Annotated in this window: 10 protein-coding genes; 8 read left to right on the top strand and 2 right to left on the bottom strand. The window is 68.7% G+C overall.

Annotated features, from left to right (window positions below; all coding sequences use genetic code 11):
* Nucleotides 1-697: MBL fold metallo-hydrolase (locus tag TSO221_RS35295; RefSeq protein WP_158284017.1), on the top strand; the 697-nt coding region annotated here is incomplete at its 5' end.
* Nucleotides 698-732: 35 nt separating this feature from the next.
* Nucleotides 733-957, top strand: a complete 225-nt coding sequence (locus TSO221_RS36790; RefSeq protein WP_109117779.1) for a hypothetical protein — start codon at nt 733-735, stop codon at nt 955-957.
* A gap of 11 nt (nt 958-968) precedes the next feature.
* On the opposite strand, the gene TSO221_RS07075 is transcribed toward TSO221_RS36790, so the two are convergent.
* Entirely contained in the window at nt 969-1,631 is a 663-nt protein-coding gene (locus tag TSO221_RS07075) for a TetR family transcriptional regulator (protein WP_247877945.1), read from the bottom strand.
* Between the two features lie 294 nt (nt 1,632-1,925).
* On the opposite strand from TSO221_RS07075, the gene TSO221_RS07070 reads away from it, so the two are divergent.
* The 4 genes from TSO221_RS07070 to TSO221_RS07055 are packed head-to-tail and all read left to right on the top strand — an operon-like array spanning nt 1,926 to nt 5,276.
* Nucleotides 1,926-2,468: a TRAP transporter small permease gene (locus TSO221_RS07070; protein ID WP_109117778.1), complete on the top strand. Its 543-nt coding sequence runs from the start codon at nt 1,926-1,928 to the stop codon at nt 2,466-2,468.
* Entirely contained in the window at nt 2,465-3,745 is a 1,281-nt protein-coding gene (locus tag TSO221_RS07065; RefSeq protein ID WP_109117777.1) for a TRAP transporter large permease subunit, read from the top strand. The genes TSO221_RS07070 and TSO221_RS07065 overlap by 4 nt, the downstream gene beginning before the upstream one ends.
* Before the next feature lie 56 nt (nt 3,746-3,801).
* Nucleotides 3,802-4,824: a TRAP transporter substrate-binding protein gene (locus TSO221_RS07060; protein ID WP_109117776.1), complete on the top strand. Its 1,023-nt coding sequence runs from the start codon at nt 3,802-3,804 to the stop codon at nt 4,822-4,824.
* Nucleotides 4,825-4,853: 29 nt separating this feature from the next.
* On the top strand, nt 4,854-5,276 hold the full coding sequence (locus tag TSO221_RS07055; protein WP_109117775.1) for a universal stress protein: 423 nt from the start codon (nt 4,854-4,856) through the stop codon (nt 5,274-5,276).
* Nucleotides 5,277-5,281: 5 nt separating this feature from the next.
* On the opposite strand, the gene TSO221_RS07050 is transcribed toward TSO221_RS07055, so the two are convergent.
* Nucleotides 5,282-6,160, bottom strand: a complete 879-nt coding sequence (locus tag TSO221_RS07050) for a shikimate dehydrogenase (RefSeq protein ID WP_109117774.1) — start codon at nt 6,158-6,160, stop codon at nt 5,282-5,284.
* A gap of 143 nt (nt 6,161-6,303) precedes the next feature.
* Between TSO221_RS07050 and TSO221_RS07045 the strand changes: the two genes are divergently transcribed.
* Nucleotides 6,304-8,187, top strand: coding sequence for a sugar phosphate isomerase/epimerase and 4-hydroxyphenylpyruvate domain-containing protein (locus TSO221_RS07045; protein ID WP_109117773.1), 1,884 nt, complete (start codon nt 6,304-6,306; stop codon nt 8,185-8,187).
* A 285-nt stretch (nt 8,188-8,472) separates the two neighbouring features.
* Nucleotides 8,473-10,341 carry a PocR ligand-binding domain-containing protein gene (locus tag TSO221_RS07040; protein ID WP_109117772.1) on the top strand — a complete coding sequence of 623 codons (1,869 nt, stop codon included), beginning with the start codon at nt 8,473-8,475 and terminating at the stop codon, nt 10,339-10,341.
* Nucleotides 10,342-10,419 lie beyond the last annotated feature (78 nt).

The raw sequence follows: 10,419 nt of genomic DNA, 5'->3' as shown, positions 1-10,419 counted from the left end.
GCCCGCCACGCCGGAAGAACGGATGCAGGCGTGGCGGGCGAGGCTCGCCTGTCCAACCGCCTCGGTCCGGACCGAGAGCCACGAGGAGGTTCCCGAGGCTGTCTTTCCGGAGCACATGTGCGACGGCGTCCATCGCCTCGGCTACAACGCGCGGTCCTCCTATGGGACCCACTCCTTTCTGATCCGACGGGCGGCGGGCAACCTGATGGTGGATGCGCCGCGCTGGACGCGCGCCGTCGTCGGCCCCCTCGAGGCATGGGGAGGGATCTCGGACATTCTGCTGACGCACCGGGACGACATCGGGGATGCTGAACGCTACGCCCGCCACTTCGATGCGCACGTCTGGATCCACGAGGCCGATCGCGATGCCGCCCCATTCGCCGACCGCACCATCGCCGGGATCGTGCCGGTCCGGGTTCACGTCGACCTGCTGGCGATCCCGGCGCCCGGTCACACCGAGGGAAGCGTCGCCTACCTGTACGACGGCCGATGCCTGTTCACCGGCGACACCCTGGCCTGGAGCTTCGAGCGCGACGACCTCACGGCATGGCGGGAGGTGTGCTGGTGGTCGTGGCCGGAGCAACTGCGCTCGCTGCGACGGCTGTGCGATCACCGCTTCGAATGGGTGTTCGCCGGCCATGGCGGCAGTCGGCAACTGCCCGCCGATGACATGGCGGCCCGGCTTGCAGTCCGTTGAGCGCACGGGATGCATGGATCAGCTGATGCGCTGCGATGGAAGGGGAGGCCGGCTCTGGAGCCGCTGATGGGGCAGCTCTGGGGCGATTGCTGCCGAACGCCGTGCGGCGAAACCCGGTTCCCATGAACTTCGGCGAGCTGTACGGGGCGCTGGAGGCCCGGGCGGTGGACGGGCGGGAAAATCCCTACTCGGTCATGGCCGTGGGCGCGCGCGGCTATGGGCTGGCGGTCGAAGCCATGGCCGGGATGCTGACGGCGTGAGCGCTGCCCGCTCAGTCGCCCGTCAGGTAGCGGACGACCGCGTCGCCGATCATCCGGCGGTGCTTCTCGCGCAGGTCCGGCGCGCCGAGGTCCTGGCGGAAGATGGTGCCGAAGGTGTGGCGGTTCGACACCCGGAAGAAGCAGAACGAGCTGATCAGCATGTGCAGGTCGACCGGTTCGACCTCCGTGCGGAAGACGCCCGCTTCACGGCCGCGCCGAAGGATGCCGGCGATGGTGTCGATCACTGCGACGTTGAGGTTCCGGATCGTCTCCGACTGCCGGATGTACTCGGCGTGGTGGATGTTCTCGATGCTGACCAGGCGGATGAAGTTGGGGTGCGCCTCCTCGTAGTCGAAGGTGAATTCGACGAGGCGGCGGATCGCCTGCTCGGGCGACACGTCGCCGAGGCGCAGGTCGGCCTCGACCGCGCGGATGTCGCCGTAGGCCTTCTCCAGCACGGCGATGTACAGGCCTTCCTTGCTGCCGAAGTAGTAGTAGATCATGCGCTTGGTGGTGCGGGTGCGCTCGGCGATGGCGTCCACCCGCGCGCCGCTCAGGCCGTGCGTCGCGAACTCCTCCGTGGCGACCGCCAGGATGTCCCGCTTCGTGCCTTCGGGATCGTTCCTGCGGGAGGCAGCCTTTCCGGAGCGCCCGTCCTGTTCCGCCATGCTCATCCGCCGCCATCCCCGTTGATCCCCGGCGGAACTATAAACGAACCGGTTCGTCACCTCCAAGCCCGTGCACCGGACAGCGGCGGGACGGGATCGTTCGTTGCGCCAGCAGTCCGTAACCGGACGGAATCGCGTTGACGTGGACGGACCAGTTAGTACATTATTTGCCGCAACGGAAACGACCGAGCCGGCGATGCCGGTCAGCTTTCCGCAACGCCGGCCCGCCGTCAAGAAGCCGAACGCCTTCGGGCCAGCCCTCCCCGGCCGGGCGGCATGGCCCGAACCTGGGAGGGAACCATGAAGACCGTCGTCGACGGCTACTTCAACCTGCTGAAAGCGCTGATCGTGCTGTGCCTGGCGGCGATGGTCGTCCTGGTGTTCGGCAACGTGGTGCTGCGCTACGGCTTCAACAGCGGCATCACGGTGTCCGAGGAGCTGGCGCGCCTGCTCTTCGTCTGGATGACCTTCCTCGGCGCCGCCGTCGGCCTGCGCGAGCACGCCCACCTCGGCGTCGATACGCTGGTGCGCGGCCTGTCCAGCGCCGGCAAGAAGGCCTGCCTGCTCCTCGGCCACCTCCTCATGCTCTTCGTCACCGTCCTCATGCTCAAGGGCAGCTGGACGCAGACGCTGATCAACCTCGGCGTCTCCGCGCCGGCCACCGGCCTCTCCATGGGCCTGTTCTACGGCGTCGGCGTGCTGTTCAGCCTGACCACCGGCGCCGTCCTCCTCCATGAGACCGTCCGCCTCCTCACCGGCCGGCTGGCCGAGCACGAACTGGTCATGGTCGTCGAGTCCGAGGAACTGGGTGAAGCCGGCGGTGCTCCCGGAGGTGCGCGATGACCATCGCCGTCTTCCTGGTGCCGCTGCTGGGCGCCATGGCGATCGGCATGCCGATCGCCTACGCGCTGCTGCTGTGCGGCGCGGCGCTGATGGTGCACCTCGACCTGTTCGACGCCCAGGTGATCGCGCAGAACGTCATCAACGGCGCCGACAGCTTTCCCCTCATCGCCGTGCCGTTCTTCATGCTGGCCGGCGAGATCATGAACACCGGCGGGCTGTCGCGGCGCATCGTCGCCTTCGCCATGGCGCTGGTCGGCCACATCAAGGGCGGCCTCGGCTACGTCGCCATCCTCGCCGCGGTGATCCTGGCCAGCCTGTCCGGCTCGGCGGTGGCCGACGCGGCGGCGCTGGCGGCGCTGCTGGTGCCGATGATGGTGGCGGCCGGGCACGACAAGGCGCGCTCGGGCGGCTTGATCGCCGCCGCCGGCATCATCGCGCCGATCATCCCGCCCTCCATCGGCTTCATCATCTTCGGCGTCGCCGCCAACGTCTCGATCACCAAGCTGTTCCTCGCCGGCATCTTCCCGGGCATCCTGCTCGGGTTCAGCCTGTGCATCGCCTGGTGGTGGGTGGTGCGCCAGGAGAACGTGGCGCCGCCGCCGCGCCGCCCGGCGCGCGAGGTGCTGCACGCCTTCCTGGACGCGCTGTGGGCGCTGGTGCTGCCGGGCATCATCATCTTCGGCCTGAAGTTCGGCGTGTTCACGCCGACCGAGGCGGCGGTGGTCGCGGCGGTGTACTCGCTGGTCGTTGCGATGGCCGTCTATCGGGAGATGGGGTTGGCGGACCTGTACCACGTGTTCCTGACCGCGGCGAAGACGACGGCGGTGATCATGTTCCTGGTGGCGGCGGCGATGGTGTCGTCGTGGCTGATCACCATCGCCGACCTGCCGGGCGAGCTGACCGGGGTGCTGGAGCCGCTGATGGACAGTCCGACGACGCTGCTGTTGGCGATCATGGCGCTGGTGGTGGTGATCGGCACGGCGATGGACATGACGCCGACCATCCTGATCCTCACCCCGGTGCTGATGCCGATCATCAAGCAGGCCGGCATCGACCCGGTCTATTTCGGCGTGCTGTTCATCATCAACAACGCCATCGGGCTGATCACGCCGCCGGTCGGCACCGTGCTCAACGTGGTGTGCGGGGTGTCGAAGATCAGCATGGAGGACATCATCAAGGGCGTCATGCCCTTCATGATCGCCCAGTTGGCCGTGCTGTTCCTGCTGGTGCTGTTTCCGTCGCTGGTCACCGTCCCGGCAAAGTGGTTCGCCGGCTGACCCGTTCAAAACGCTGACCCGTTCAAAACCAAGAATCTTGCATCGGAGGAGACACCATGACGAAGGGGCTGAGGTCGCTCTGGGCCGGACTGCTGATCCCGGGGCTCCTGCTGGCCGCCGGCACCGCCGGCGCGGCCGACTACAAGGAGCGGACGCTGCGCTTCTCCTACCTCAACGCCAAGGAGCACCCGCAGGGCCTCGGCGCGCAGAAATTCGCCGACATCGTGGCGGAGAAGAGTGGCGGCAGGATCAAGGTGCGCACCTTCCCCGGCGGCCAGCTCGGCGGCGACGTGCAGACGCTGTCGGCGCTGCAGGGCGGCATCATCGAGATGACGGTGATGAACTCCGGCATCCTGGTCAGCCTGGCCAAGGAGTTCGCGGCGGTCGACCTGCCCTTCCTGTTCAACGATGCCCGCGAGGCCGACGCCCTGATGGACGGCGCGGTCGGCAAGGCGCTGCACGACAAGCTGCCGGAGAAGGGGCTGGTCGGGCTGGCCTACTGGGATCTCGGTTTCCGCAACCTGACCAACAACCGGCGGCCGGTCGCCAAGGCGGACGACGTCGCCGGGCTGAAGATCCGCGTCATCCAGACGCCGATCTACATCGACATGTTCAAGGCGCTGGGCGCCAACCCGGTGCCGCTGCCCTTCACCGAGCTGTACACGGCGCTGGAGACCCGCACCGTCGACGGCCAGGAGAACCCCTCCAAGACCATCGAGCTGTCCAAGCTCTACGAGGTGCAGAAGCATCTCTCCGTCACCCGCCACATCTACAACCCGCAGTCCCTGCTGATCTCCAAGATCTTCTGGGACAAGCTGACTCCGGACGAGCAGACGCTGTTCCGCGAGGCGGCGGCCGAGGCGACCGCCTACCAGCGCCAGGTCTCCCGCGAGATGGACAAGGAGGCGCTGGACTCGCTGCGGGCCAAGGGCGTGCAGGTGGTCGAGCTGGCCCCGGCCGAGCTGGACCAGTTCCGCGAGAAGGTCAAGCCGGTGGTCGAGAAGTACAAGGCGGACGTCGGTCCGGCGCTGGTCGAGCAGATCTACGCGGAGATCGCCAAGGTCCGCTCCGGCAAGTGATCCAGCCCGCGCCTGATGGAGGTGCCCGCATGTACACGCATATCCTCCTGCCGACCGACGGGTCGGAGCTGTGCGAGACCGCGGCCCGCAGTGGGCTGCGGCTGGCCAGGAGCCTCGGGGCGCGGGTGACCATCCTGCACGTGGTGATGGAGTCCGGCGTCGCCGCCGGCATCGACAAGGCGATGCGCGACGAGCACGCCGGCATCGCCACGGCGCAGGAGTACCTGAACCGCGCCGGCCACGAGGCCACCCGGCAGGGGGTGCCGCACGACTGCTTTTATGTGGTCGGCGACAGCCCCGCCGAGGAGATCGTCCGGGTGGCGGCCGAGCGCGGCTGCGACCTGGTCGTCATGGCCGCGCACACGCGCCCGGCGCTGGTCAGCCTGCTGGTCGGCAGCCAGACCGCGCAGGTGCTGCGGCAGTCCAAGGTGCCGGTGCTGGTGTACCGGTAGGATGCCTACCGCCCCCCCACCATGCCCGCGAAGTGCCGCAGCATGCGCCCGGCGTCCGGCTCGCGGCCGGTGATCAGGTGGAAGGCCCGCACCGCCTGGAACACCGCCATGCCGCCGCCGTCGAGCGTGCGGCAGCCGCGCGCACGGGCGGCGCGCAGCAGTTCGGTCTCCAAGGGGAAATAGACGATCTCCGCCACCCACAGCGCCGGGTGCAGCAGCTCGGCGGGCAGCGGCAGGCCGGGGAACTTGGCCATGCCGGTGGGCGTGGCGTGGATCAGCCCGTCGGCGGCGCGCATGGCGCCCGCGAGGTCGCCGCCACCCGCCACCCGCCCGGCGCCGAAGCGCGCCGAGAGGTCGGCGGCCAGGGCTTCGGCCCGGCCGGCGTCGCGGTCGAACAGCGTGAGGTGCTCCGTGCCCAGCGTCAGCGCCGCGTGCGCCACCGCCGCCCCGGCCCCGCCGGCGCCGAGCTGCACCACGCGCTGCCGCCGGGTGTCGGGCAAGCCGCGCCGGACGCTCTCGGCGAAGCCCCACCAGTCGGTGTTGTGCCCCACCGCCCGGCCGTCGCGCAGGACCACCGTGTTGACCGCGCCGAGCGCCCGGGCGTCGTCCGACAGGTCGTCGAGCAGCGGGATGATCGCCTGCTTGCAGGGGAAGGTGACGTTCAGCCCGTCGAAGCCCATCCGCCGCGCCGCGGTCAACAGCTCCGGCAGCACCTCGGCGGGCAGCGTCAGCGCTTCCAGGTCGATCAGACGGTAGACGTACCGCAACCCCTGTTCGGCCCCTTCACGCTCGTGCATCGCCGGGGTGAGGGAGGCCTGGATGCCGGATCCGATCAGACCGGCGAGCACGCTGGGGCCAAGGGGCTGATCGGTCGGGCGGGTCATGGGAGGCGTTCCGGTGGCGCGTCGTCGCTCTTGCGTCAAAATGTACGAACCGGTACGTTCATGTCAAGAGACGATGGTCCACCTAACAATCCGCCCTGCCCCGCAAACGGCCAGGCTCAGGAGACGAAGGGAGGAGAGACGCCATGTCCGCCATGCCGAGGACGTTCCGCAAATCCATCGCCACGGTGTCGCTGAGCGGCACGCTGCCGGAGAAGCTGGAGGCCGCCGCGGCGGTCGGCTTCGACGGGGTGGAGATCTTCGAGAACGACCTGCTGACCTTCGACGGCTCGCCCGCCGACGTCCGGCGCATCGCCGAGGGGCTGGGGCTGGCGATCACCATCTTCCAGCCGTTCCGCGACTTCGAGGCGATGCCGGACTCCGTCCGCCCGCTCAACCTCGACCGGGCCGAGCGGAAGTTCGACATCATGCAGGCGCTCGGCACCGACCTCGTGCTGGTGTGCTCCAACGTCCAGCCGCACGCCATCGACGACGACGCCCGCGCCGCCGCCGACCTCGCCGAAATGGCGGAGCGCGCGGCCCGGCGCGGCCTGCGCGTCGGCTACGAGGCGCTGGCCTGGGGCCGCCACGTCAACCGCTGGCGCCGCGCCTGGGACATCGTGCGCCGGGCCGACCACCCGGCGCTCGGCCTGATCGTCGACAGCTTCCACACGCTGGCCGTTGGCGACGACCATGCCGGGATCGCCGCGGTGCCGGGGGAGAAGCTGTTCTTCGTGCAGCTCGCCGACGCGCCGAAGCTGACCATGGACGCGCTGTCGTGGAGCCGGCACTTCCGCAACTTCCCCGGCCAGGGCGAGCTGCCGGTGACCGGCTTCCTGCGGGCGGCGCTGGCCGGCGGCTACGACGGCCCGCTGTCGCTGGAGGTCTTCAACGACGAGTTCCGCGCCGCCCCGGCCCGTCAGACCGCCGCCGACGGGCTGCGCTCGCTGATCGTCCTGGAGGCCGAGGCGGGCTACGGCGCCGGCCTGCCGCCGCCGCCCACCTTCGACGGCTTCGAGTTCCTGGAGTTCGCGGTGGACCAGCGCGCCAAGGCGTCGCTCGCCGCGCTGCTGGAGACGCTGGGCTTCCATCGCGCCGGCCGGCACCGCTCCAAGGCGGTGGACCTGTACCGCCAGGGCCGCGCCAACCTCGTGCTCAACACCGAACAGGACAGCGCCGCGTCCGAGCATTTCCAGATGCACGGGCCGTCGGTGTGCGCCATGGCGCTGCGGGTGGACGACGCCGAGCGCGCCATCGCCCGCGCCGAGGCTCTGCGCTACGCCACCTACCAGGAGCACACCGGCGAGGGCGAGCGGCGCATCCCGGCGGTTCGGGCGCCGGACGGCACGCTGGTCTACCTCGTGCAGACCGACGCCGCGCCGCACACCATCTGGGAGGATGATTTCCACCTCATCGACGGCGTGGGGGAGGGGAGCGGCATCGACACCATCGACCACGTGGCGCTGGCGCTGCCGCACGGGCGCATGGACAGCTTCGTGCTGTTCTACCGCGCGCTGTTCGGCTTGGTGCCGGAGCAGCTGTGGGAGCTGCCGGACCCCTACGGCCTGATCCGCAGCCGCGCCATGGTCAGCGCGGACCGCAGCGTGCGGCTGCCGCTGAACATCTCGGAAAGCCGGCGGACGGCGACCGGCCGCTTCGTCACCGCCTCGGCCGGGGCGGGGGTGCACCATGTGGCGTTCGCAACGTCCGACATCGCCGGCACCGTCGCGGCCGCGGCCGGGGCGGGCGCGCCGTTGCTGCCGGTGCCAGCCAACTACTACGACGACCTCGCCGCCCGCCACCTGCTGGACGACGCGCACGTGGCGGAGCTGAAGGCGCGCGACCTGCTGTTCGACCGCGACGACCAGGGCGAGTTCACACACGCCTACACCGACAGCTTCGAGGACCGCTTCTTCTTCGAGCTGGTGCAGCGCCGCGGCTACCAGCAGTTCGGCGCCGCCAACGCCGCTGTCCGCATGGCCGTGCAGGCACAGCTGCGCGAGGCGCAGCACCCGCCGGGGTTCTTTTAGACCGGCTTCCGGACCCCCGAACGGTCCTCCTGCGTCCCTGACCGGGCGCTGCGAAATGATATCCAAGCCCACCACGCAATGTCCCGTTGGAGGCGCCTCCAACCCGGTCCGATCCCGACCGCACTCATCGCCGGCCAGCCTCCTGAGCAATTACAATCTGGCATGGAATAGAATGGGCTCCTCCCGATTACCCTGATTATCTGGGAAGTATCGGCCGATGGTGTTATCTTGCCGCGGTGTGAATACGGGGACCCTTTGCCCGCCCTCTAAGCTGGAGCGGATGCCGTGAAATTGTCGGAATTTCTACCGGTCGCCCACCTGCAAAGGCTTTGCGAAGAATTTACCGCCCTGACTGGTGCCGTGACCGCTATCCTCGATCTCGAGGGAAACATCCTCGTCGCCACCGGTTGGCAGGATATCTGCACGCGCTTCCACCGCGTCCATCCCGGCACCGCGTCCCGGTGCCACGAAAGCGACACCGAGTTGGCGGCCAGCCTCGATCAGGGCCAGCCCTACAAAGTCTACAAATGCCGCAACGGCCTGGTCGACGCCGCCATGCCGATCGTCGTCGGGGGCCAGCATGTCGGCAACTTCTTCACCGGGCAGTTCTTCTTCGAACAGCCCGACGCCGAGGCTTTCCTGGCCCAGGCCCGCCAATTCGGCTTCCGTGACGAGGACTATCTTGCAGCCCTGAAGCGGGTTCCGGTTCTATCGGAAGACCGGGTCCGGCTGATGATGGGCTTCTTCACCCTCGTCACCAACATGATCGCCAGCATGGGCATCGCCAACGAAGAGTTGCGCTTGCAGGGCGAGGAACTGGGCCGTATCAACACCACCCTGGCAGCCGAGGTGGTCGAGCGCAAGCGCGCCGAGGAAGAGCTGCAGCGCGCCCACGACGAGTTGGAGGAGCGGGTGCTCGAGCGCACCCGGTCGCTGCGCGACGCCCTGGCCAGGCTGGAGCGCCATCAAGACGAACTGCGCGTCGCCAAGGAGGCCGCTGAAAGCGCCAATCGGGCCAAGTCCGACTTCCTGTCGTCCATGAGCCACGAACTGCGCACGCCCCTGAACGCCATCCTGGGTTTCGCCCAGATCCTGGACAGCGCCATCTCGGCGCCGCTCGACGACAAGCAGCGCTTCCGCGTTCAGCAGATCATGAAGGGCGGCAACCACCTGCTCAGCCTGATCAACGAGGTGCTCGACCTGGCCCGCATCGAGAGCGGCGTGCTGACGCTGTCGGTCGAACCCATTGAAACCAAGGCGCTGATGGCCGAGGTGCTGGAACTGACCCGCGCCTTCACCACGCGCGGCAACACGGCCGTCCGGGACTGGAAGGTGGCCGACAACGTGGCCGGGCGGGTGCGCGCGGACTACATGCGCTTGAAGCAGGTGCTGCTCAATCTGACCTCCAACGCGGTGAAGTACAATCGCGCCGGCGGCACCGTTCACTTGGTCGCGGAAGCGGGTAGCGGGGGCTCGGTGCGCTTCGTGGTCACCGATGACGGCCCGGGCATCCCGCCTGAGAAACACTCCCAGATCTTCCAGCCGTTCAACCGCCTGGGCGCAGAAACCACCGAAATCGAGGGCACCGGCGTTGGCCTGACCATCACCAAGCGCATGGTGGAAGCCATGGACGGTCGCATCGGTTTCGAGACCGAGGTGGGGCGCGGCACCACCTTCTGGGTGGAGGTGCCCGCCAGCCAGGATCCCTTGGCCGCCCCGCCGGAGGTGGTCGAGGACAATGCGCGCGATGCGCTGCGCGTAGCCGCGGCCGGCGCCCCGCGCAGGCTGCTCTATGTGGAGGACAATCCGGTTAACCTCCAGCTCATGCGCGACCTGGTGACCGAGTTGCCCGACTTCACCCTGGCCTCGGCGCCCACCGCAGAGATCGGCATCGAGGTGGCGGCGACGACCCAGCCCGACGTCATCGTGCTCGACGTCAACCTGCCCGGCATGAACGGCATTGAGGCCTTGGGCCGGCTCAAGGCCGACCCCAGAACCAGCCACATCCCGGTCATCGCCCTGTCTGCCAACGTCAACCCCAGCGTCATCCGCCGGGGGTTGGAGGCGGGCTTCCTGCACTACCTCGCCAAGCCGCTCGACATCAGCCTGTTCCTGCGCATCGTCGTAGAGATGTGCTCCAGACCGCCGGCCTGAACTGCAGGTGCCCCGGCTGGGTGGACACCATCTGACTTGTGCAGGAGGTGTTGACCGATGCCACCCTCCTTATGCGCC

It is taken from the genome of Azospirillum sp. TSO22-1, assembly GCF_003116015.1.
Lineage (GTDB): Bacteria > Pseudomonadota > Alphaproteobacteria > Azospirillales > Azospirillaceae > Azospirillum.
This window is presented reverse-complemented; position numbering and strand designations above follow the sequence as displayed.